This is a genomic window from Clostridium sp. Ade.TY (assembly GCF_000498355.1).
In the GTDB taxonomy this organism is placed as follows: Bacteria; Bacillota; Clostridia; order Clostridiales; family Clostridiaceae; genus Clostridium.
Map to the genome: position 1 here is coordinate 13,134 of NZ_AVSV01000018.1, position 24,772 is coordinate 37,905.

Sequence of the window (24,772 nt, forward strand, 5' to 3'; positions counted from 1 at the left end):
GCTCATAAAAATGAGCTTATTTTAAAATAACAAAATCTAACTTTATTAGTCTTCTCCGATTATTCTAACTTCAGGATGAAGATCTACACCAAATTGATCTTTAACTTCTTTTTGAATATGTGCTATAAGATCTAATATATCTTTAGCTGTTGCTCCACCCTTATTTATAACAAAACCTGAATGTTTTGATGATACAGCAGCTCCCCCTATTGAATATCCTTTAAGTCCAGCATCTTGAATTAACTTTCCAGCAAAATATCCTTCTGGTCTTTTAAATGTACTTCCTGCTGATGGATATTCTAATGGTTGCTTTGATTCTCTCTTTTCAGTTAAATCTTCAACTACATTTTTTATATTTTCATATTCTCCATCATTTAAATTAAAAGTAGCTTCTAAAACTATTCCATTTTCAGTCATTACTTTTGAAGTTCTATATCCTAACTTTAACTCTTCATTATTATGACTTACTATGTTTCCATCTTCTAATAAAACTTCTGCACTTTCAATAATATCTTTAATTTCTCCACCATAAGCACCTGCATTCATAAATACAGCGCCTCCAATAGATCCTGGTATACCGCAAGCAAACTCTAAACCTGTTAACTTATTCTCTAATGCTGCATTTGAAACATCCTTTAAAAGAGCCCCAGTTTCAGCAATAATCTTATTTCCTTCTACTCTTATGTTGTTAAGCTCTGTAAGTTTTATTACTACTCCTCTAATTCCACCATCTTTAACAAGTAAATTAGAACCATTACCTATAACGTAATAAGGAATGTTATTTTTTAAACAAACTTTTATAGTTTTAACTACTTGCTCTTTTGTATTAGGTTTAAGTAATACATCTACTGGTCCACCAACTTTAAAATATATATGATCACGCATTTTTGCATTAAACTCTATTTGATTTTCTGAATATATGTTTTTGAATAATTCACTATACTTATTCATCCATAAAACTCCTTGAAATATATTTTTTTTACAATTAATTAGTATATGCTAAATTGGAAATTAAAACAAGTCTTTTACCATTACATTTATATTATTTTAATTAAATTTTAGTTCCATTAAAATATTCTACTATACTTTTAGCTGCTTTTAAATCTATACTTTTTGTATCTAAAAGCTCTTCTAATGTTGCTTTCTTAACATTTTCAACGCTACCAAATTTCATAAGAAGTTCTTTTCTCCTCTTAGCTCCAATATTCGGTATATCATCTAGTATAGAGTGAAGTGTTCTCTTATCTCTAAGAGACCTATGATATGTTATTGCAAATCTATGTACTTCATCCTGTATTCTTCTTATAAGCTGCATAAGATTTGAACTTCTATTTATTATAAGCTCTTCATTATTATATATAATACCTCTAGTTTGGTGCTTATCATCCTTTACAAGTCCACATACAGGTATTTCTATTCCTAACTTATTTAAAACCTCTAATGCTATATTGATTTGTCCTTTTCCCCCATCCATCATTATTAAATCAGGAAAGTTAGAAAACTTACCTTTTGAAAAAACTAGATTTCTTTCTTGAATTTCTTTTATTTCTTTTAATCCATGTTCAAATCTTCTTTCTAGTATTTCTCTCATACTATCATAATCATTAGCACCTTTTACAGTTTTTATTCTAAATCTTCTATAATCACTATTTTTTGCTTTTCCGTTTTCAAAAACAATCATACTTCCTACAGAATCAACACCTTGTATATTAGATATATCATAGGCTTCTATTCTACTTGGAATATCATCTAAATTAAGTAGTTCTCTAAGTTCTTCTAAAGAAATTCTATTTATTTCTTTCTCTTTTAAAATTTTATCTTTAAATTGTTCCAATGTTATTTTGGCATTTTCTTTTACCATTTCTAACATACTTTTTTTATCACCTTTTTTAGGAATTTTAATCCAAACTTTAGAACCTCTCTTTACAGTTAATAATTCCTCTAAAACATCTTGATCAAAAACATCTGGTACATATATATTTTTAGCTATCTTTGATGCACCACTATAAAAGTTAACTATAAACTTAGCTATAACTTCACTTTCTTCTTCACCAGCTGTATTTTCAATCATAAAGTGTTCTCTTCCAGTAACCTTACCTTCTCTTAAGAAGAAAACTTGAACACAACTATCTTTTTCATCACTATATATATTTATAAAATCTTCATCTTCATCAGTTACTTTAAACATTTTTTGTTTTTGAACTAAAGTTTCTATTGCAAGTATTTTATCTCTATAAGATGCTGCCTTTTCAAATTCTAAATTTACTGCAGATTCTTCCATGTTCTTTTTAAGTTCTAATGTAACATCTTTATCTTTTCCATTTAATATATCAATTACTGAATTTATCATTTTACCATAATCACTTTTTGAAACATATCCACCACAAGGTGCATTACATTTATTTATATGAAAGTTTAAACAAGGCCTAGTTTTTTCTCCACCTTCAACAATAGATCTTTTACATGTCCTTATTGGAAATACTTTTCTTATTAAATTTATAGTTTCATATACTGCTGCACCATTAGTGTATGGTCCAAAATATTTATTCCCATCCTTTGCAAAATTTCTTGTTACAAAAACTCTTGGAAAATCCTCATTAGTAGTTATTTTTATAAAAGGATAAAATTTATCATCTTTTAAAGATATATTATATTTAGGACTATACTTTTTTATTAAATTACATTCTAATATTAAAGCTTCAACCTCGGAGTCTGTAATTATATATTCAAATTCAGCTATATTTTTTACCATAGCTTTTACTTTTTCTGAATGATTTTTTGAATTTCTAAAATATTGTCTTACTCTATTTTTTAAATTTTTTGCTTTACCAACATAAATTATTTCTCCAAGATTATTTTTCATTAAATAGACTCCTGGATTGTCTGGTAGTATTTTTAATTGATATTCAAAATCAAAAATTCTAATCCCCTCCAAACTATAATAATTATTATATAAACAATTATATCACTTAAGTAAAGTAATTTTATCTTAAAATTAAATCTCAATTAATCAAAATAAAAAAGTGGCTTTCGCCACATTATTTAATTTACTCTTTTAATTTTGAAACCTTTATAAATAGGCTTACATATTAACTTTATATACTTTTATATACATTAAAAAAGAGCATTTTAAAATGCTCTTTTTATTTATTTGTTTAATTCACCATTCATTACTTTGCCTGCAACTGTTGCTGCTTTTCCAGCTCCAAATCCACCATCTTCAACTATTACTGCTACTAATATTTTAGGATTATTTGCTGGTGCAAAACCTACAAACCATGAATGCGGTTCTGCAGGAGTACCATTTGGATTATTATGATCTGCAGTTCCTGTTTTTCCTGCTGCATTTATTCCATCAAAGAAACTCCATTTCCCACTTTTTACATTGTTATCAACTAATCCTTGCATATAACCTTTAATAGTTGTAGCTTGATCTTCAGTCATAGCTTTTCTATATTCTTTAGACTGCATTGTTTCAACAGTTTTACCTTTGTCATTAACAACACTCTTTACTAATTGTGGCTCCATTATAACTCCATTATTTGCAACTGCTGAAGCTGCAAGTGCCATTTGCATCGGTGTTGCAAGTATACTACTTTGACCAATACCACTTTGAGCAATTTCACCAATTTGATAACTTTCAAGCTTAGGAAATTTACTAGGAGTTATATTAAATCCATTTGCAGGTATTTGACTATTAAATCCAAAACCTTCTGCTGTTTTTAACAACTTATCATTTCCAAGCTGCATAGCAAGTGTTCCGTAAACAACATTACTTGAAACTATAAATGCTTTTCTTAAATCAATATTTCCATAAGAAGCACCACCTGCATTTTTCATAGTTCTTCCGTCTGGAAATTTAATTTCACCATTATCATCGAAAGTTTTACTTGTAACTCCTGGAATATTTTCAAGAGCACTTGTCGTTGTTATTATCTTAAATGTTGAACCTGGTGGATATAATCCTCCAGTAGCTCTATTTATAAGCGGACTATGCAATTGATCACCTGAATTAGCCTTTTTCATCTCAGATGCTAACTTATTAGGATTAAAACTTGGCTTTGAAACTGAAGCTAATACTTCTCCTGTTTTAGGATTAAGTGCAACAACTGCACCTCTATTATCCCCTAATGCATCATAAGCTATTTTCTGAATCTTAGTATCAAGTGTAGTAAATACAGTGTTTCCTATTTTATTCTTATCATTATTTCTATCTTCAAAAGCCTTTTTTAAATTATCTATGCTAAAATTATGAAGTAAATCTGTGAAACTTGATGATGAACAAGTAGTAAGTTGTTTATCATAAGCATCCTCAAGTCCTGATATTCCAAATCTACTATCAACGTATCCTATTGGATGAGCATATAAAGCTCCATATTCATACTCTCTATCTTGGGTATTATTTTTTTCTCTTACACTTTTTGCAATTATATTTCCGTCTCTATCTTTTATGTCTCCTCTTAAGACTTCATTTCTTTTTGCCCAAGCTCTTTGGTTACCTGGCATTTCTGCAATCTTAGGAGCTTTAAATACCTGAAAATAAGCCATATAGGATATAAGGGCTATAAGTAAAAATAAGAAAACAATCATTACTTTTGTTACACTATTTTTAATATCACCTTTCATTCTAGCCCTCCTCTGATATTTTCTGTAATATTCCTAATGCAAAGAACATCGTTAATATTGATGAACCACCATAACTTATAAGTGGTAATGCTATACCTGTTAATGGTATTACTGCAAATACTCCACCAATAATAACAAGTACCTGACAAACTATCATTGCACTGAATCCAACTGCACTTAATTGTGAGAATTCATCATCAGTTACGAATGCTGTTCTTATACATCTATAAAATAATAAGAAATACAATATCATTATTCCTATACCAAATATCATACCTTGCTCTTCACATATTATTGCAAATATGTAGTCTGTAGTATGTACTGGTACATACTGTGGATATCCTTCTCCAAGTCCAGATCCAAACATTCCACCTGAAGAAATAGCATAAAGACCTTGAACTATTTGATATCCTTGGTCTTGAGCATATTCCCATGGATTTTTCCATATTAAAACTCTATCTCTTACGTGTCCAAAAAATTTATATGCTCCAATTGAACCTATTACTGAAAGTCCTAAGCATGTAAATATATACTTTTTCTTTCCTGTTGCAATATATAACATAGTTACTGATATTCCAAAGAAAATAAGTGCTGATCCTAAGTCTCTTTGAAGTACCATACATCCTAAACTAAACATTACAATAAGCCCTGGTTTTATAAGACTTTTAAAATTTCCTTTTGAATTATCTCCAACTTTATATTCTTTAAGTGCTGCTGCTAAATAAAGAACTAAAGCTATTTTACCAAATTCAGATGGTTGGAAACTTACAGGTCCTATTATCACCCAGTTTTTAGCTCCATAAACTACTTTACCAAATAAAAGTGCCATCGGCATAAATACTATTACACCAATCATATATAAATTTTTATATTTAGCAAAATTCTTAAAATCTGGAAAAGCTTTAAGTACAACCATAAATACTACTATACTTGCTAAAAACCAAATAAGTTGCTTTTCTGCAACTTTCGGATCTAGTCTATAAAGCATAGCTATACCAATAACTACTAAGATACACGAAAACGTAAGAATAAATTTATCTCCTTCTGGATAAAATTTTCTTACAATTAAATTAGCTACAAATATAACTACACATAATATTCCACCCAAATATAATGCATTTTTATCTATAGGAGTTTTTAAAAGTGCTAGGTTAGTAAAAAGAGCTATACATAATAAATATGTCAATCCAAGCATTATTCTTTCTTTATTGTCTTTTTTCATTTAATCACCTCGCCACTATCTAAGGAATAACCTTGAATATAGCTGTTCCTATAGCAATTTGATCTTTTGGGAATAATTTAACTTTTCCGTTTATTTTTTCACCATTTAAATAAGTTCCATTTGTACTATCTAAGTCTTCTAAAATGAGCACATTATTTTTTGCCATTATTCTAGCATGATTTCCTGATACATATTTATCAGTTAATATTATAGTATTATTGCTTCTTCTACCTATTGTGGCTACATCTCTTATAGGTACCACCGAGCCAACTTTTAGCGAAGAATTCTCACCAGCCTTCACTATTTCTACACCTAAATATTTCTTTTTATTAGGAATAGGTTTTCTATTGTTAGCTTTTTTATTGGCACCACCTGGATTTCCACCACTTTTGACATCTTTGGCCATTATTTTTAAGGCGTATACAATTATGAAATATAAAATTACTATAAAAATTATTCCAAATACACCTGCAATAAATTTTGAAAAATCCATCTTTTCACCTCAAAAAAAATACTTTATCTTTTTGATTATACACCAAAATAGTATTAAATTCATACATTTCTATTACAATTATTAATCTATATAGTAATTAACTAGGTATTTGAGTAAATTTTTCTAAAACCTAGTTAATTATTTTATAATTTTATGTTTACGTTGTTTACTTTAATAGTTTACGTAAATATTGTCCAGTATATGAATCTTTTATTTTACATATTTCTTCTGGTGTCCCTGTTCCTAATATGGTACCACCTTTATCTCCGCCTTCTGGTCCTAAATCAATTATATAATCTGCACATTTTATCATATCTAAATTATGTTCTATTACTACAACCGAATTACCTGCATCAACTAATCTTTGTAATATTTCAACTAATCTATTAACATCATCTATATGAAGACCAGTTGTTGGTTCATCTAATATATATAAAGTTTTTCCTGTACTTCTTTTTGAAAGCTCAAATGCAAGTTTTATTCTTTGCGCCTCTCCACCTGATAACTGAGTTGATGGTTGACCAAGTCTTATATATCCAAGTCCTACATCATATAATGTTTGAAGTTTATTTTTTATTCTTGGTATATGTTCAAAAAATTCTAGTGCCTCTTCTACAGTCATATTAAGAATATCATCTATATTTTTACCTTTGTATTTAACTTCTAAAGTTTCTCTATTATATCTTTTTCCTTTACAAACTTCACATGGTACATATACATCTGATAAAAATTGCATTTCAATTTTTATAATTCCATCTCCTGAACATGCTTCACATCTTCCGCCTTTTACATTAAAACTAAATCTTCCTGGTTTATAACCACGCATTTTTGCTTCTGGTGTTTGAGAAAATAATTCTCTTATTATATCGAATGTTCCTGTATATGTTGCTGGATTTGAACGTGGTGTTCTTCCTATAGGACTTTGATCTATATCTATTATTTTATCTATATTTTCAAAACCTTTAATTTCTTTATGATTTCCAACTGGATTTTTACTTTTATTAACTAATTTATTTAATCCTTTATAAAGAATTTCATTAACTAATGTACTTTTACCCGAACCTGAAACTCCAGTAACCATAGTTAATACTCCAAGAGGAAAATCTACTGTTACATTTTTAAGATTATTTTCCTTAGCTTTAACTATAGTAATTTTATTTCCATTACCTTTTCTTCTTTCGGCTGGAACTTCTATTTTTTTCTTTCCTGTTAAATATTGAGCAGTTATTGAATTATCATTTTTTTCTATTTCTTCTAATGTACCAGCTGCAACAATTTCTCCACCATGCTCACCAGCTCTTGGTCCAATATCAACAATATAATCTGCCGCTCTCATTGTATCTTCATCATGTTCAACTACTATTACTGTATTACCAACATCTCTTAAATGCTTTAAAGTTCCTATAAGCCTATCATTATCTCTTTGATGAAGTCCTATACTTGGTTCATCTAAAATATATAGAACACCCATAAGTGCTGAACCAATTTGAGTTGCAAGTCTTATTCTTTGAGATTCTCCACCTGATAATGTTCCTGAATTTCTTGAAAGATTTAAATAATCTAATCCTACATTGATTAAAAACTCTAATCTACTAACAATTTCTTTTAGTATTTGCTCACTTATTATTTTATTTTTTTCTGAAAACTCTATAGATTTTATAAAATCTAACTCATCTTTTATAGACATTTCAGTAAACTCATAAATATTTTTTCCGCCAACTGTTACTGCTAGTGCTTCCTTAGAAAGTCTTGCTCCTTTACATTTTGGACAATGCTTATTACTCATATATTGCTCTATTTCACCTTTGATTAAATCAGAGTTTGTTTCTCTGTATCTTCTTTGAAGAGCATTTATTTCCCCTTCCCATGCTGAATTATATGTTGCTTTTACACCCTCTTTAACATAATCAACTTTTAATCTTTTGCCATCTGTTCCATATAATAATACTTTAACAGCTTCATTTGATAAATCTTTTATAGGGGTGTTTAAATCAAATTTGTATTCTTTGCTTAAAGCTTTTAAAAAAGCAAAAGTCCAAGAATCTTCTTTAAGTCTACCTTCTCCCCAACAAGCTATAGCACCTTCCATTATGCTTAAATCCTTATTTGGAATTATTAGATTTTCATCAATTTCAATTAATGATCCAAGTCCATCACAATAATCACATTTACCAAAAGGTGAGTTAAATGAAAACATTCTTGGTGCTAATTCCTCAATACTTATCCCACAATCTGGACAAGCAAAATTTTCACTATAAAGAGTATCTTCTCCACCAAATTCATTTATAATTACTAATCCTTCTCCAAGTTTCAAAGCTGTTTCTATTGAATCAGTTAATCTTTTTTCTATTCCTTCTTTTATTATTAATCTATCTATAATTGCTTCTATATTATGCTTTTTATTTTTTTCTAATTTTACTTCATCTTCTGTAAGATCATATACTTCTCCATCAATTCTTGCTCTTATAAAACCATTTTTCTTTATGTTTTCTAATAACTTTTCATGAGTTCCTTTTCTGCCCCTTACAACAGGTGCTAAAACTTGAATCTTTGCTCTTTCTTCAAGCTGCATAACTTTATCAATTATTTGATCTACAGATTGTTTACTTATTACTTTTCCACACTTTGGACAATGTGGTGTTCCAACTCTTGCATAAAGTAATCTTAAATAATCATATATTTCTGTTATAGTCCCAACTGTTGATCTTGGATTTTTGCTTGTTGTTTTTTGATCTATTGATATTGCTGGTGATAATCCTTCAATATTTTCAACATCTGGCTTATTCATTTGACCTAAAAATTGTCTTGCATAAGCAGAGAGAGACTCAACATATCTTCTTTGACCTTCAGCATATAAAGTATCAAAAGCTAATGATGATTTACCTGAACCTGAAAGTCCAGTGAATACAACTAATTTATCTCTTGGTATCTCCAAGCTAACATTTTTTAAATTATGTACTTTAGCTCCTTTTATTATAATTTTATCTTTCATATAATTACCTCTCTTTTAACCTATAACTCTATTTTTAACTTAAGTTTATAATTAAATACACGAACATACATTCTTATTATTAATTTTAAATTTATATCTCTTTATTGTCAATTATACCATTCATTTTACTCCCTAATAATTAATATTATTTAATAATTATCTATATTTTATTAAAACTAAAAAGCTAAACAATATACTATTATATTGTTTAGCTTTAATTTTATTTTATATATAATTTTATTGATTAAAGATTTTTTTCTCTTATTATTATTTCAGCAGCCGCTTCTGCCATTTCACCTGTAAATCTTACACACTGATCTTTATGCTCTTTTGAGCCCATAATCATTCCTCTTGTTAATACACTACAACAAGTTAATTTATTTGCTTCTTTAAATCTATCATGTAATTCTTTTGATAGCTCCATAGTTTTATTTACTTCTTCTCCACCTAATTCATTTCTACCAAATATCATTCCAATTGCCATTACAGCACCTGATAATGCTCCACATGTACATCCTGCTCTTCCTATTCCTACTGGAAATCCTGAAGCAAATTTTATTACATCATCACTTAACTCTGGCATAAATTCATCTTTTAATGTCTTAACTATAGATTCTGAACAGAAAAGTTGTCCATCTCTATAATATTTTTCAGCTGTTTCTTTTATTCTAGTTAGTCTTTCGTCCTTCATAATTAACTCCTCCTAAATTATATACAAAATAATTTTATCATATTATTTAATTGTATTCTGTTATATTTCTCTCACTTCTCTTTAAACTTTGTAATTTAAATAATATTTTATCAAATGTAACTATAATAATTGAGAAACCTATAAATCCTATTATTAAATATACTAAATAATTTAAAAACTCATTAAAGCTTATAACATTTAAATCTAAAAATGGATATGGATATACGCCAATTAAATTTCCTATAAATAATGCCCAGAATAAATACACTATAGGAAATACTACCCATTTTATTATATCCTTATATTTATAAATTCCTTTTTCAGAAAATAATAACCAATCCACTACAAATGCAATTGGTGCAAAACCATGCAAAGTATAACTTTCAAGTTTTTCTATTCCTTGCTGATTCCAAGCTTTGTTTAATATTAAAAAGAAAACAAGTCCAGCTATACATATGTATAAAGTCAATGCTCCTCTTACAGTTTTTTTATTTAAAAATTTAATTTTTTCACCTAAAAATGATTTATTAATAAACCAAAGCATTACTAATATATTGCTATACTCAGTAAAATAAGAAAAATATCCTAATATTCTTCCAAAGTATGTAGGAATTTCTGAATTCATAAGTTGTCCAACCAAAGAAATTACTAAAGCCACTAATATTGATACTCCAGCAAATCCTCTCCAAAATTTTATACTATTATTCATTTAATCACCTTTCTATAAAAACAATTTACTTATAGATTATATTTAAATTTATTTTGATAATCAAACTATTTTCTTTTAACAATTTGTAAAGACATGTTTATTTATAAATAAAAAAGCCAATCAATATTTTAAATATTGATTGGCTTTTCTTCTATTATCTTACAAACAATAAACCTATTGTAAGAGGTCCCATAACTGTTATTAGTATATTCCCTACTGCATATGATGGGGTGTAACTTAATGCAAATATACTACTTCCATTTTCTTCAGTAATTGCATTTAATGCTGCTGTTATTGTACCTGCACCACAAAGTGATCCAATTATATCTACTGGTTCTAATTTTAAAACATATTTTCCAAAATATAATGAAAGTACATGTGGTACTAATGATACTAATATACCAATTAAAAGTACTGCAAATCCCATAGATTTTAATGCTGGTACAAAGGCAGCACCTGCTTCTAATCCTACTACTGATATAAATAAATTTAGTCCTACACTCTTTAAGAACCAACGTGTTGATGCTGGTATTTCTCCAAAGTGTGGATGTTTATTTTGATACCATCCAAATAATAAACCAGAAAATAATGCTCCTCCGCCACTACCAAGTGTTAGCGGAACATTATGTATTGTTAATGCTAATGTACCAATTAAAACACCTGCAACGATACCAAATGTTAAATAGCTTACATCAGTTGATGTTCCAACATCTTTAATATAACCAAATTCTTTAATTATTTTTTGTATTGCATGTGCTGGTCCAACTATTACTAACACATCACCATTTTTCATTTGAGTTTTATCTTCTAATTCAGTTCCATTTCTTTTAACTGATATCAACATAATATTGTTGTTATATAAATCTTGTAGATTTTTTATATTAAATTCTTTTGTTAATATTATTTCTGATTTTTTCAATGATACATTTCTATATTTTTCATCAGAAACTTCAGTTAATTTAGAACTAGCAACTTCTATAATCTCTGTTAAGTTACCTATTATTGTAATATAATCACCTGATGATAATTTTGTATCTTGATTAAAATTAACATCTTCATCATTATGAAATACTTTTTCAAAAGTTATTCTATTTTTAAATTCTTTTTCTATATCTCCAACTGTTTTTCCAATATAATCTGAACCATCATTTATTAAAAAAGAACGCATTTTTATACTATTTAAAATAAGTGAATCATTTGATTTGTCACCTTTAAAATGTATTTTTTCAATCATCCTTTTAGTTTCTTGTTTTAAATTTACTCCTAAAAGCATTGGAGCAATATTTTTTAAGAATATAAGTATACCAACTGTTCCAAATACATATGTTATTGCATAAGCAATTGCTACTTTAGATTCCATAGCAGTTTTTTGTATTGCTGATATATCTAATCCATTAATTGCTGAAGCAGAAGTTCCTATAACTGCTGATTGTGTAAGAGAACCTGCTATTATTCCTGCTCCTTCTCCTGCCCCTATATGGAATATTTTAAAACATCCCATAGCAACAGCAAAGGCAACTATACTAAAGAATACTGCATGTATTACAAGTTTTACTCCTGATTTCTTTAAACTATTTACAAAGGCTGGTCCAACTTCATAACCTATTGTAAAGATAAAGAAACTAAAAAATATATTTTTAACTATAGGTGAAATTTTAAATAATCCAAATTGTCCTAAAATTAAACCTATTATAAGGGTTCCTACTGTTGATCCTAAACTAAATGACTTATACTTCAATTTTCCTATTAAATATCCTAATGCTAAACAAATAAATATAGCAACACTTGGATTTTTTTCTAAAAAATCAATTACTATTCTCAAAAGAACCACCTTCTATATATTTATTTAGCATTTCTAATACTTCCATAAATTATAGAATTATTTTAGAAGCATTAGAAATACTATGTATTTTATACATTTAATAATAGTTCAGGTGATAATCTAAGTTTCACCTGAACTATTAATTATTATCAGAAATTATTTTTGTGAATTGTACTTAGTGTGATATTCTGATAATAATTCTAAAACTTGTTTAGCTATTTTTGCGTAAGCATCGTCTGGTAAGTTAGCTTCTGATACCCTAAGTGTTCCTTGAGTTGCACCAAATCCTACACCTTCCATTAATACAACACCATTCATTTCTGCTAAACGTAGTAAGAAATCAATTGGTTCAAAATTATCTTTCAAATATTCTTTAAACTTATCATCATATAATTTACTAGCTAATTCATAAATATCAATTAATGAATAATATTTAGCATTTTCTATACTATTATCTTCTTTTATTCCTAATGTAGAGAATAAATCATGATACCTTGATCTAACTAGCTTTTTAGCACTTTCAATATATGGATCACATTTAGCAGTAACTAATGCACTTAATGCAAATAGTGCCATTTGAATTTGTTGAGGTGTTGATAAACCTGATGTATGATAAAGTCCTACTGAACGACTATCAGCTACTATTCTATCTATAAATTTCATTTTACGTGGCTCTAATGTAACTAATCCATATCTTTTATCAAGCTCTTTTAATTTTTCTTCAGGTAATTTTACTATTAAATCATCAAAAACATTTTCTTCATTTGCTACAATTACACCTAATCTCCATCCTGTTGCACCATATAATTTTGAGAAAGAATATACTAATAATGTATTATGAGGTGCTACTGAATATACTGTTTGAAATCCATTTACGAATGTTCCATAAACATCATCTGTAATTATAATTAAATCTTTACGTTCTTTAACAATATCAGCTATATGCTTAAGTGTTTCTTGACTTAATGCTCTTGATCCTGGATTTGAAGGATTTACAAGAAATAAAGCTTTAATACTATCATCTTTTAATTTATTTAATTCTTGTGGATCTAATATCCAATTATTTTCTTCTTTAGATGCTAAATCTATTTCTACCATTTCATAATCTCTTAACTCTGGTATTTGTAAATATGGAGTAAATATTGGAGTATTTATTGCTATTTTATCTCCTTCATTTATTAACCCATTTTCTTTTAATGAGCTAAATATATAACATATCGCAGCTGTTCCACCTTCTGTTGGAAATACTGATGTTTTATCTGATAAATTTACTCCATTATATAATTCTTTTTGTAGATACATATTTAAAATCTTTTCTGTATTTACTAAACATCTACTTGGAACTGGATAATTATTTGCTACAGCACCATCTACAAATTCCTTAACTAATTGATCCTTATCCATATTTAATTCACTTTCACAATAGATCATAGCTTTTTTTAGAAAATTATCTACAGTATGACTACCATCTAAAAATAAATCAAATCTTTTACTAATATCCTTTAATGATGTATATCCTGCCAAATTACTATCATGCATTGTCCTTTCTGATTCAATAACTCCAAATTCAATTATTCTAGCGAGTGCTAATCTACCTTGTGTATTTATCCAATTTGGATTTCCTCTTCCTGCATTTAAGAATGTATTGTGTTTTTCATTATTCTTAGCTAGGCTTAACATTTTACTACTAATTTCAAAAACTCCTAACTTTTCTAATTTTTCTTCAAATTCTTTTGTAATCACGAATAACAACTCCTTACAGTAAATTATTGCAAAATATCTAACATTTACATTCATTAATTCCCGAATACATATATTAAATATTTTAATCAACTATTATACTAATACTTTTATTATAATTTTAAAGTTATTAATTATACATTTTTTTCAATATTTGCATTAAAATATAATTAATCTTGCAGTTAAATAGTGATTATTCTATAATCTAGGTCATTATTGTAATTGTTTTCTTAATTTCTTGCATTTTATCCAATATTTTGTATATTCTTTGTTAACTTATGAACTATATAACATTAACTTATGAACCATATAACATTAACTTATGAACTTAAAACTTCACTATTTCATATTTTTAATTTTAAATACTTTATAATAAAATAAAAAAATTATTATTATAAATAAAAAGTACTCCTTAAATTAAGGAGTACTTTTTTATTATTTTTTTAATTTAGCTATCATATCTCTAAGTTCCGCTGCTCTTTCAAATTGAAGATTTTTAGATGCATCCATCATTTCATCTGTATACTTCTTAATTAAATCTTCTCTTTCTTTCTTAGTCATCTTTTTAGGTTGATGTTCTACCTCATACTTAGTTTCTTCTTCGGAAACTTTAGTAGCTTCAATTACGTCTCTTACATCTTTTATTATAGTTTTTGGAACTATATTATGTTCTTTATTATATTCCTTTTGTATTTCTCTTCTTCTTTCTGTTTCCTTTATAGCTCTCTCCATAGATCCTGTTATTCTATCTGCATACATTATAACTTTACTTTCTGAATTTCTAGCTGCTCTTCCTATTGTCTGTATAAGTGAAGTTTCCGATCTTAAAAAGCCTTCCTTATCAGCATCTAAGATTGCAACTAAAGCTACTTCTGGAATATCAAGCCCTTCTCTTAAAAGATTTATTCCAACTAAAACATCATATTTTCCAAGTCTTAAATCCCTTATTATTTTCATTCTTTCTATAGTGTCTATATCCGAATGCATATAAGTTGTCTTTATACCAAGTTCAGTTAAATACTTAGTTAAATCTTCTGCCATTTTTTTAGTTAATGTTGTTATTAATGTTCTAAATCCTCGCTTAGTTGTATTTATTATTTCACTATATAAATCATCTATTTGTCCATTTACTGGTTTAATAATAATTTCTGGATCTAGAAGCCCTGTAGGTCTTATTATTTGCTCTGCAACAACCTTTGAATGTTCTTCTTCATACTTTGCAGGTGTAGCACTAACAAATACAACTTGATTTATTTTCTTTTCAAATTCTTCAAATTTCAATGGTCTATTATCATATGCACATGGAAGTCTAAATCCATATTCAACTAATGAATCCTTTCTTGATCTATCTCCTGCATACATTGCTCTAACCTGTGGAAGTGTTACATGACTTTCATCAATAAACATTAAGTAATCATCCTTTGGAAAATAATCTAATAATGTTTTGGGTGGAGTTCCTGGTGCTCTTCCATCTAATATTCTTGAATAATTTTCTATTCCGCTACAATATCCCATTTCTCTTATCATTTCTATATCAAAGTTAGTTCTTTGTCTAAGTCTTTGAGCTTCAAGAAGTTTATCTTGAGAATTAAGTTCTTTAAGTCTATCCTCAAGCTCTTCCTCTATTCTATTTATAGATCTATCTAAAACTTCTTTTGATGCAGCAAAGTGAGATGCAGGATAAATCTGAGCATGATTTCTCTCTCCTAATATTTTTCCTGTAAGAACATCAAATTCTCTTATTCTATCAATCTCATCACCAAAAAATTCTACTCTTATTCCTTTGCTTGAAGATGATGCTGGAATAATATCTAAAGAATCACCTCTAACTCTAAATGTTCCTCTAGAAAAATCAACATCATTTCTTTCATATTGAATTTCTATAAGTTTTTTTATTACTTCATCCCTATCTTTTACCATACCTTGTCTAAGACTTATAGTAAGCTTTTTATATTCATCTGGATTACCTAGACCATATATGCAAGATACTGACGCAACTATTATTACATCTTTTCTTTCAAATAATGCTGATGTTGCTGAATGTCTAAGCTTATCTATTTCATCATTTATAGATGCATCTTTTTCAATAAACGTATCTGTTTGAGGTACATAAGCTTCTGGCTGATAATAATCATAATAAGAAACAAAATATTCAACTATACTATCTGGGAAAAACTCTTTAAATTCTGAACAAAGCTGTGCTGCTAATGTTTTATTATGTGCTAAAACTATTGTAGGTTTTTGAACTCTTTCTATTATATTTGCCATAGTAAAAGTTTTACCTGAACCTGTAACCCCCAAAAGTGTTTGAAACTCATTTCCCTCTTCAATAGATTCAACTAATTTATCTATTGCTTTAGGTTGATCTCCCATAGGCTTAAACTTTGATTTTATTTTAAATTCCCCCATAACTTCACCTCATCTCAATTTTATTTATTTTTTAACTTTTGAATCATTTCTAATATTTTTTCTTTTGTTAAATCTACTTTTTTATTTTCCTCTATAGTTTTTGGTACAAGTAATATTCCAGGTTTTTTACCTTTTTCAAATACTACAACCTTTTTCTTTCCATTTCCATCTATTAATTCTAACTCTATATTCATATAATTATTCGTAATTGCTGTATATATTTCTTTTTCATTTAATACTTTATTACCATTTAAACTTATTATTTTATCTCCTGCTTGAACTCCAACATTATATCCTCTTGAAAAAGGAACAACATCTAAAACACATATCCCTATATCATCACTAAAAAATATAGGTTCTCTTTTCTCTTCTCTTTTTCTCTCAACTCTAAATATTAAATCATAAATTAAAGGGGTTAGGACTACTGCTATTATTTCCATAGCTAGTCCAAATTTTGTTAATAATGAAATACCAATGATTATAATTCCGTATAACAATGTATATAATCCAATTAATCTACTTTTTGCTTTTTTAGTTTTAGTAAAAGTAGTCGCATTATAATTTACTAATGTGAAAAACGGAACCATTGCTAAAGCTGATGTTTTTATTAACTCAAGTATACTACTTGAATTTAATAAAGGCCACCATGATGGAGTGTTTATAATCTCTTGAGCATTATAACTATCTCCACTTAATTTTACAGCTATAAATATTGCAATAGGTAACATCCAATTTCTACTTAATACATATCCTCCAATAATTTTACCTTCTTTTTTAGAGAATACAGCCATTGATCCTTTGCTTCCATCAAATATAATTAAAAATCCCTTTAATATGTATATGACTCCTATAAGTGATATTAAGGAAGTAATATTTATTCTAAATAAATTAATATCACGTCCTCCAATATTAAAATATGTAAATACTATGCTTAAAACTCCAAAGATAGCTGCTAAATATGGAAGTTTTATTATTTTGCCTCTAAAAAATATAGCCAAAATAGTCAAGCTAAATATTATTTCTATACCCGAACCATCTTTAAATGTTATTCCTAATATACTTATTAATATACTTGCAAGAAATCCAGCAACTAAACCTAATGTTAATTGTGATAATGTTAATTCTAAGGGAGAATTAATATTCTCCCCTATAATCATCTTTTGCATAAAAGTTAACTTCTTATTTTTCACATAAAACAATATGGTTATAGCAATTAAAAATATTATAAATAATGGGTCTACAAAAATATATGCTACTGATTTTATTGCGTTTAAAATTACGTCCATTGTTCCTCCTATTTATTTATCTTTTGATTTATAACTTCTAATGCTTTTTTAAATTGATTATCCAAATTTCTATTATATGGTTTTCCTACTAGTTCTTTAGACAATTTAACATCAATATCAGGTTTTATTCCTTTACCATGAATATTTTCTCCATTTGGAGTATAGTACTTTGATATAGTTACCTTAAGTGCGCTTCCATCATTAAATTCTACTGGTGCTTGAACTATACCTTTTCCAAAAGTATTAACTCCTACAATGGTTGCAACTTTATAATCTCTTAAAGCTCCAGTAACAACTTCTGATGCACTTGCACTTCCTTTGTCTACAAGCACAACTAATGGCATTCCTTCTGCTATACCACCTTTTGATACTTCTTCTGACTTCTTATCGTATTTATCTACTGTATATGTTATTAACTTTCCTTTTGGTATAAATTGTGATGCAACACCAACGGCCTCTGTAAGATATCCACCTGGATTTCCTCTTAAATCTAATATTAAGCCCTTCATTCCTTTATCTTTTAATGCTTCAATTTCCTTTTTAAAATCTTCAGTAACTCCAGCATTAAATGATTTTATTTGAATATACCCAATATTATTTTCAATCATTTCTCCTTTTACTGAATCAGTTTTAATAACATCTCTTTTTACTTTTACATCAAAGGTATCTTTATTATCCCTTTTTATAGTTAAAGTTACTTCTTCTTTTTCTTTTCCTGTTATTAGTGATGTAGCTTTATCAACATCATTTCCTACTTGCTCCCCATTTACTGCGATAATTATATCATCACTTTTTATTCCTGCTTTATCTGCTGGTGAGCCTTCAATTGGTGCAATTACTGTAACTTTATTATTTTTAACACCAACATAAACCCCAATTCCCATATACTCCCCTGAATTTTGCTCTTTAAATTTTTTATATTCATCTTTATTCATATAAATTGTATATGGATCTCCTAGTGAATTTACCATACCCTTTATAGCACCTTCTACAGCTATGTTATCATTAATTTCTCCATCATAATTTTTTATTAATGCATCCCTAACTTCAAATAATTCTTTGTATTCATCAATATTATTAAAATCTTTAAATTCTTTATCTACTTTTGAATTAGTCGTTGCAAGAACTAATCCCTTAGTCGCAAATAAATTTCCTAAGTAAAAACTTCCTAAACATAAACAAACAACAAAAAGAGCACCTAACACTGTATAGATAATCTTTTTGTTGTTCCTATTGTTCTTCCCTTTATATTGATACATAACCACAACATCCTTTCACGCTTCTCAAACCATATAATTCAATAGTATAACTTAAATTATAAAATTTTTCCATATTAAACTAAACTCAGTAGGAATAAATTCCTACTGAGTTATTTTAATAATATTTTATTCAATTTTAATAATTTTATACTATTAAGAATTTTCTTAATGAAGCATAACTTGATACTCCACCAACTACTAATCCACCTAATCCAAAGTATAATAATAAATTAGTTGCAACATAACTTACTGGAAGTAGTGATATATATAATACTTTATCAGAAATCCAACTTACAAATCCATTATATGCCAGTACTAAGAATAGTATAGATAATACTGAACCTATAAGTCCTATTATCATACCTTCAATTATAAATGGCCATCTAATGAACCAGTCAGTAGCTCCAACAAACTTCATTATACCAACTTCTCTTCTTCTTGAGTAAACAGTTAACTTTGTTGTGTTCATAATTAAGAATACAGCTACACCTGTTAATATTATAAATAGAACAAAGCCTAACACTCTAAATGCATTTACTACTTTCGTAATTGTATTTACTATATCTTGTTGATTTCCTATACTCTCAACCCCAGGCATACTTTGAACCGCATCTGCTATTGATTTTGCATAACTAGGATCTTTTAATTTTACTATAAATGATGCTGGGAAAGGATTGTTATCTAAATTATATCCTTCTAATAATCCCTTACTATCTTTAGTGCTTTCTTGGAAATTTTTAAATGCTTGATCTTTTGATTCATATTGTATTTCTTTAACACCTGGAAGCTCATTTAATTTTATTTCAACTTCTCTTTGTTCAATTAATTTAATATCATCTTTTAAATATACTCTAACATCAACTTTTGATTGTACATCATTAAGAGCTAATCCTACATTCTTACTTATAAGCACGAATATACCTAGTACAAAGAATGTAATAAGCACTGTAATAACAGATGCAAAGCAAAGAGTCTTATTTCTTCTTAAGCTTTTAAAGGCATCAGAAATAAAATGATTTACCGTATTAATCTTCATCATTATACCTACCTCTCTTTTCGTCTCTTACAATTTCACCTTTCTCAATAGCTATAACTCTCTTTTTCATATCATTAACTATTTCTTGAGCATGCGTTGCCATAAGAACTGTTGTACCAGCCTTATTGATATCATCTAAAAGTTCCATTATTTCTTTTGCTGTATCTGGGTCAAGGTTTCCTGTAGGTTCATCAGCAATTAATATTGCTGGATTATTAACTATAGCTCTTGCTAAAGATACTCTTTGTTGCTCACCACCTGATAACTCATGTGGGAACATTTTATATTTGTGTGATAATCCAACTAATGATAATACCATTGGAACTCTTCTTCTTATTTCTTTTGGTGCTGCTTCAACTACTTTCATAGCAAATGCAACATTTTCATAAACATTAAGATTAGGTATTAATCTGAAATCTTGGAATACCATTCCTATTTTTCTTCTATAATATGGCGTTTGTTTTCTTTTTATATCTGTTAAATTTTGATCTGAAACTATTATTTCTCCTGAACTAGGTTCCACTTCTTTTAATAACATTTTTATAAAAGTTGATTTACCAGCTCCTGATGGACCAACTAGAAAGACAAATTCACCTGACTCTATTTCTACGTTGACATCTGATAGAGCTTTTACATTATTATCATAAACTTTAGATACGTTTTTAAATTCTATCATTCTCTAAACACTCCTTATAAATTGGACTCCTCCATAAACCCCTTGTCCATTATACAGAACCATTATATCACATGTGTCTACCCATATAATATAATATTTTATTAAGTTTTTTATATTACGATAAATTTCTACAAAATATTTTAATGAAATTTGTAGAACTACGCTTCATTAATATCAGAAAATCCTTCTCCTAAAACTTCATGAACTTCTCCAACTGTAATAAATGCTCTCTTATCCACATCTCTTATATGTTTTTTAAGTTTTATAAACTCATTTCTATTTAAAACTGTATATATTATATAGCTTTCTTTTTTTGAAAATCCACCTACACCTTTTATTGCTGTATAACTTCTTTCAAGCTCTTCTAATATAAACTTACTTATTTTCTCTGTATGCTCACTTATAATCATAACTTGTTTACATGAATTAAATCCTTCTATAAATTTATCAACTGATATACCAAGTATTATTACACTTAACATTGAATAAAATCCTAAATCTAATCCAAATACATATGCACCAGCAAGTGTTATTATAATATCTACTATTAATAGCGCTTTACCAATATCCATATGCATAAACTTATTCATAAGTTTTGCTATTATATCAGTTCCACCTGTTGAAGAATTAGCATTAAATACCAATGCCATACCAAAAGCTGATATAAGTGTTCCTATTACTGTAGCAATAACTAAATCATGAGTTATTGCAAAGGGATTAAAAAATCTTTCTATAATCCACATTACTGCTGAAAGCATCAAACTTGCATAAACACTTCTTCCACCGAAGTTACCACCTATAAATAAAAATGCTACTGCAAATAAAATAACATTTATTATTAAAGTTATAATACCAACACCAATGGAAGGTACAAAGTTATTAACTACTATTGCAAATCCAGTAACTCCTCCAGCCGCTAAATTATTTGGTGCAAAGAAATATTCCACTGATATTGCTACCAAGATTACCCCCAATGTTATTATTGTATAATCTTTAAAAATTCTCTTTTCCATAATTAACACCCCAATTCTTAATAAAATATTTTAATCAATATTTTATTATTAGTTTACCTAAATTTAATTATACTATTCTATGTCACAAAATCCTTTACCAAGGACATCATGTGCATCATTTACTATTATAAAGGCTTCTTTATCATTATCTTTTATAAATTTTCTAAGTTTCATAAGTTGTGATCTACCAAGTACACAATACAATACACTTTTTTCTTTACCAGTGTAACCACCTTCACCTTTAAATATAGTGCATCCTCTGTCAATGTCTTTTATTATGTAATTTTTTAATTCATCAATTTTTTTAGTAAATATAACTACTTGGTGAGATGTATTTAATCCTGATATAACTTTATCTATAACTATTCCATTTAACAGTACACATATTGCTGCATAGATTCCTTTTTCTACCCCAAAAGTTGCAGCACTAAGTATTACTACGATTAAATCTACTATCTGCATTCCTTTTCCCATATCTATGTGAAAAAACTTATTTAAAATCTTTGCTATTATATCTGTACCACCTGTTGAAGCATTTTGTGTAAATACAATTCCAAGCCCAGTTCCTAAAAGTATACTTCCAGCAATTGTTGCAAGCATCGGATTATTTTGTAATCCTACCGGTTTTATAAATTCTTCTGCAAACCAGTTAAAAAATGATAATCCCATAGCTGCATATATAGTTTTCCCTCCAAAACTACTACCAATTACAATAAATGCTACAACAAAAAGAAATGCATTCATTATAGCCATTAAAATACCTAGATTAGCATTTGGAATATAGTTATTTATAACTAAAGCAATACCTGTAACTCCTCCCCCTGTAATATTATTAGGTACATAAAAAAATTGAATAGCTATTGCAACTAAAACTATCCCAAATGTTATAATCCCATACTCTTTAATTTTCCCCTTCATATTACCCTCCTGTTTTAAATATATAATTTTATATAAAAAATAACAGTATAGCCTTCACTATACTGTTATATCATAAATAAGGTAATTTTTTCTATTATTTTTTTAAACTTATAGCTTTCTTTGCTTTTTCTACTACATTTTTTGCAGTTAGTCCGTATGCTTCTAATAATTCATTTGGTTTTCCGCTTTCACCAAACTTATCCATAACACCAACTTTTAATACTGGTACTGGATACTCTTCAGCTAATACTTCTGAAACAGCTGAACCTAATCCACCAATTACACTGTGTTCTTCTGCTGTTACTATTGCACCAGTTTCTTTAGCTGCTTTTATTAAAAGTTCTGCATCTATAGGCTTTATAGTATGAATATTTAAAACTCTTGCATTTATTCCTTCATTCTTTAGCATTTCTGCTGCTTCTATAGCAGTATCAACCATTATACCAGTTCCAATTATAGTAACATCATTACCTTCTTTTAAAGTAACTCCTTTACCAATTTCAAACTTATAATCAGCATTATCATTTATAACATTAACAGCTGCTCTTCCAAGTCTTACATAACAAGGACCATTAAATTCTGCAACTGCTTTTATTGCAGCTTGTGCTTCTACGTCATCTGATGGATTTATAACAGTCATATTTGGAATACTTCTCATTAATGATAAATCTTCAATGGCTTGGTGAGACGCTCCATCTTCTCCAACTGTTAATCCAGCATGAGTTGCACATACTTTAACGTTTAATCTAGGATAACATATTGAGTTTCTTATTTGCTCAAATGCTCTACCTGCTGCAAACATAGCAAATGTACTAACGAAAGGGATTTTTCCACAAGTTGACATACCTGCTGCTACACCCATCATGTTAGCTTCCGCTATTCCCATGTTAAAAAATCTTTCTGGTGCAACTGCTTTAAATTCTGCAGTCTTTGTTGATTTTGAAAGGTCAGCATCTAATACAACAACATTTTTGTTGCTTTCAGCTAAATCTTTTAATGCTCTTCCGTATGATTCTCTTGTTGCGATTTTTTTACTCATATTATTTGTCCCCTCCAATTTCTTCTAAAGCTTTTTCACATTGTTCTCTGCTTGGAGCTGTTCCATGCCAGCTTGCTTCATTTTCCATAAATGAAACACCTTTTCCTTTTACAGTCTTACATACTATTGCAGTTGGTTGACCTTTATGATTTTTAGCTTTTTCTATAGCTTCTAATATTTCATCATAATTATGTCCGTCTATTACTAATACATTCCAACCAAATGCTTCAAACTTCTTATCTATTGGTGAAGGGTTCATTACTTTAGTTATGTCTCCATCTATTTGAAGACCATTAAAATCTATAAATATTGTTAAATTATCTAATTTGTAGTGGGCTCCTGACATTGCAGCTTCCCATACTTGACCTTCTTCTAATTCTCCATCTCCAAGTAGAGCATATACTCTATAATCTTTGTTATCAACCTTACCTGCTAGAGCCATTCCAACAGCTGCTGATATACCTTGACCAAGTGATCCAGTTGACATATCTATTCCTGGTAAATCATTCATGTTAGGATGTCCTTGAAGGTTTGAACCAAATTTTCTTAAAGTTTTTAATTCATCTGGATTAAAAAATCCTCTTCTTGCTAAAGCACTATATAAAACTGGTGCAGCATGACCTTTTGATAGAACAAATCTATCTCTGTTTTCCATTTTAGGATTTTTTGGATCAATATTCATTTCGTTAAAAAATAATGTTGTTACTATATCTGTAGCTGATAATGATCCACCTGGATGTCCTGATGCAGATTCAGTTAACATTGATACTATGTCTTTTCTTATAATTTTAGCTGTGTCCATTAGCTCTTGTTTATTCATTTTCATTTTTTATCCTCCCAG

General features: G+C 28.3%; 19 protein-coding genes. All 19 read right to left on the reverse strand.

The annotated features are described in order from the left end of the window. Nucleotides 1–45: 45 nt before the first annotated feature. Nucleotides 46–951, reverse strand: a complete 906-nt coding sequence (murB, locus tag O212_RS0106375) for a UDP-N-acetylmuramate dehydrogenase (RefSeq protein WP_024614300.1) — start codon at nt 949–951, stop codon at nt 46–48. Nucleotides 952–1,051: 100 nt separating this feature from the next. After that, nucleotides 1,052–2,920 (reverse strand): excinuclease ABC subunit UvrC, encoded by a 1,869-nt coding sequence (uvrC, locus tag O212_RS0106380; protein WP_024614301.1) that lies wholly within the window; start codon nt 2,918–2,920, stop codon nt 1,052–1,054. A 227-nt stretch (nt 2,921–3,147) separates the two neighbouring features. After that, on the reverse strand, nt 3,148–4,626 hold the full coding sequence (locus O212_RS0106385) for a penicillin-binding transpeptidase domain-containing protein (RefSeq protein WP_024614302.1): 1,479 nt from the start codon (nt 4,624–4,626) through the stop codon (nt 3,148–3,150). 1 nt (nt 4,627) lies between these two features. Then, the gene (locus O212_RS0106390) at nt 4,628–5,848 is read right to left on the reverse strand and encodes an FtsW/RodA/SpoVE family cell cycle protein (protein WP_024614303.1); all 1,221 of its coding nucleotides are present in this window, start codon (nt 5,846–5,848) and stop codon (nt 4,628–4,630) included. Nucleotides 5,849–5,867: 19 nt separating this feature from the next. Further along, a complete protein-coding gene (locus tag O212_RS0106395; protein WP_024614304.1) occupies nt 5,868–6,341 on the reverse strand; it encodes an FHA domain-containing protein in 474 nt (157 codons plus the stop codon). A gap of 166 nt (nt 6,342–6,507) precedes the next feature. Then, the gene (gene uvrA, locus O212_RS0106400; protein WP_024614305.1) at nt 6,508–9,333 is read right to left on the reverse strand and encodes an excinuclease ABC subunit UvrA; all 2,826 of its coding nucleotides are present in this window, start codon (nt 9,331–9,333) and stop codon (nt 6,508–6,510) included. Nucleotides 9,334–9,577: 244 nt separating this feature from the next. Next, nucleotides 9,578–10,024: a C-GCAxxG-C-C family protein gene (locus O212_RS0106405; protein WP_024614306.1), complete on the reverse strand. Its 447-nt coding sequence runs from the start codon at nt 10,022–10,024 to the stop codon at nt 9,578–9,580. Between the two features lie 46 nt (nt 10,025–10,070). After that, complete coding sequence (locus tag O212_RS0106410) at nt 10,071–10,733, reverse strand: Pr6Pr family membrane protein (protein ID WP_024614307.1); 663 nt, start codon at nt 10,731–10,733, stop codon at nt 10,071–10,073. 154 nt (nt 10,734–10,887) lie between these two features. After that, nucleotides 10,888–12,555: an aspartate-alanine antiporter gene (aspT, locus tag O212_RS0106415; protein ID WP_024614308.1), complete on the reverse strand. Its 1,668-nt coding sequence runs from the start codon at nt 12,553–12,555 to the stop codon at nt 10,888–10,890. Between the two features lie 156 nt (nt 12,556–12,711). Then, a complete protein-coding gene (locus O212_RS0106420; RefSeq protein ID WP_024614309.1) occupies nt 12,712–14,298 on the reverse strand; it encodes a bifunctional aspartate transaminase/aspartate 4-decarboxylase in 1,587 nt (528 codons plus the stop codon). A gap of 432 nt (nt 14,299–14,730) precedes the next feature. Next, entirely contained in the window at nt 14,731–16,704 is a 1,974-nt protein-coding gene (gene uvrB, locus O212_RS0106425) for an excinuclease ABC subunit UvrB (protein ID WP_024614310.1), read from the reverse strand. A gap of 20 nt (nt 16,705–16,724) precedes the next feature. After that, the gene (locus O212_RS0106430) at nt 16,725–17,990 is read right to left on the reverse strand and encodes a hypothetical protein (RefSeq protein ID WP_024614311.1); all 1,266 of its coding nucleotides are present in this window, start codon (nt 17,988–17,990) and stop codon (nt 16,725–16,727) included. A gap of 8 nt (nt 17,991–17,998) precedes the next feature. After that, nucleotides 17,999–19,249: a S41 family peptidase gene (locus O212_RS0106435; protein WP_024614312.1), complete on the reverse strand. Its 1,251-nt coding sequence runs from the start codon at nt 19,247–19,249 to the stop codon at nt 17,999–18,001. Between the two features lie 145 nt (nt 19,250–19,394). Then, nucleotides 19,395–20,285 (reverse strand): permease-like cell division protein FtsX, encoded by an 891-nt coding sequence (gene ftsX / locus O212_RS0106440; protein WP_024614313.1) that lies wholly within the window; start codon nt 20,283–20,285, stop codon nt 19,395–19,397. Continuing rightward, the gene (ftsE, locus tag O212_RS0106445) at nt 20,275–20,961 is read right to left on the reverse strand and encodes a cell division ATP-binding protein FtsE (RefSeq protein ID WP_024614314.1); all 687 of its coding nucleotides are present in this window, start codon (nt 20,959–20,961) and stop codon (nt 20,275–20,277) included. Before ftsE ends, ftsX begins: the two co-directional genes overlap by 11 nt. 158 nt (nt 20,962–21,119) lie before the next feature. Then, complete coding sequence (locus O212_RS0106450; RefSeq protein WP_024614315.1) at nt 21,120–21,974, reverse strand: YitT family protein; 855 nt, start codon at nt 21,972–21,974, stop codon at nt 21,120–21,122. A gap of 72 nt (nt 21,975–22,046) precedes the next feature. Then, nucleotides 22,047–22,892, reverse strand: coding sequence for a YitT family protein (locus tag O212_RS0106455; protein WP_024614316.1), 846 nt, complete (start codon nt 22,890–22,892; stop codon nt 22,047–22,049). 94 nt (nt 22,893–22,986) lie between these two features. After that, nucleotides 22,987–23,931, reverse strand: a complete 945-nt coding sequence (locus O212_RS0106460; protein ID WP_024614317.1) for a transketolase family protein — start codon at nt 23,929–23,931, stop codon at nt 22,987–22,989. A 1-nt stretch (nt 23,932) separates the two neighbouring features. Further along, nucleotides 23,933–24,757, reverse strand: coding sequence for a transketolase (locus O212_RS0106465; RefSeq protein ID WP_024614318.1), 825 nt, complete (start codon nt 24,755–24,757; stop codon nt 23,933–23,935). Between the last annotated feature and the right edge of the window lie 15 nt (nt 24,758–24,772).

What these genes read in the sequence shown, in the direction of transcription:
- murB (WP_024614300.1), bottom strand. Translation starts at nt 951, where the DNA reads ATGAATAAGTATAGTGAATTATTCAAAAACATATATTCAGAAAATCAA.
- O212_RS0106385 (WP_024614302.1), bottom strand. Translation starts at nt 4,626, where the DNA reads ATGAAAGGTGATATTAAAAATAGTGTAACAAAAGTAATGATTGTTTTC.
- O212_RS0106390 (WP_024614303.1), bottom strand. Translation starts at nt 5,848, where the DNA reads ATGAAAAAAGACAATAAAGAAAGAATAATGCTTGGATTGACATATTTA.
- O212_RS0106395 (WP_024614304.1), bottom strand. Translation starts at nt 6,341, where the DNA reads ATGGATTTTTCAAAATTTATTGCAGGTGTATTTGGAATAATTTTTATA.
- uvrA (WP_024614305.1), bottom strand. Translation starts at nt 9,333, where the DNA reads ATGAAAGATAAAATTATAATAAAAGGAGCTAAAGTACATAATTTAAAA.
- O212_RS0106405 (WP_024614306.1), bottom strand. Translation starts at nt 10,024, where the DNA reads ATGAAGGACGAAAGACTAACTAGAATAAAAGAAACAGCTGAAAAATAT.
- O212_RS0106410 (WP_024614307.1), bottom strand. Translation starts at nt 10,733, where the DNA reads ATGAATAATAGTATAAAATTTTGGAGAGGATTTGCTGGAGTATCAATA.
- uvrB (WP_024614310.1), bottom strand. Translation starts at nt 16,704, where the DNA reads ATGGGGGAATTTAAAATAAAATCAAAGTTTAAGCCTATGGGAGATCAA.
- O212_RS0106430 (WP_024614311.1), bottom strand. Translation starts at nt 17,990, where the DNA reads ATGGACGTAATTTTAAACGCAATAAAATCAGTAGCATATATTTTTGTA.
- O212_RS0106435 (WP_024614312.1), bottom strand. Translation starts at nt 19,249, where the DNA reads ATGTATCAATATAAAGGGAAGAACAATAGGAACAACAAAAAGATTATC.
- ftsX (WP_024614313.1), bottom strand. Translation starts at nt 20,285, where the DNA reads ATGAAGATTAATACGGTAAATCATTTTATTTCTGATGCCTTTAAAAGC.
- ftsE (WP_024614314.1), bottom strand. Translation starts at nt 20,961, where the DNA reads ATGATAGAATTTAAAAACGTATCTAAAGTTTATGATAATAATGTAAAA.
- O212_RS0106450 (WP_024614315.1), bottom strand. Translation starts at nt 21,974, where the DNA reads ATGGAAAAGAGAATTTTTAAAGATTATACAATAATAACATTGGGGGTA.
- O212_RS0106455 (WP_024614316.1), bottom strand. Translation starts at nt 22,892, where the DNA reads ATGAAGGGGAAAATTAAAGAGTATGGGATTATAACATTTGGGATAGTT.
- O212_RS0106460 (WP_024614317.1), bottom strand. Translation starts at nt 23,931, where the DNA reads ATGAGTAAAAAAATCGCAACAAGAGAATCATACGGAAGAGCATTAAAA.
- O212_RS0106465 (WP_024614318.1), bottom strand. Translation starts at nt 24,757, where the DNA reads ATGAAAATGAATAAACAAGAGCTAATGGACACAGCTAAAATTATAAGA.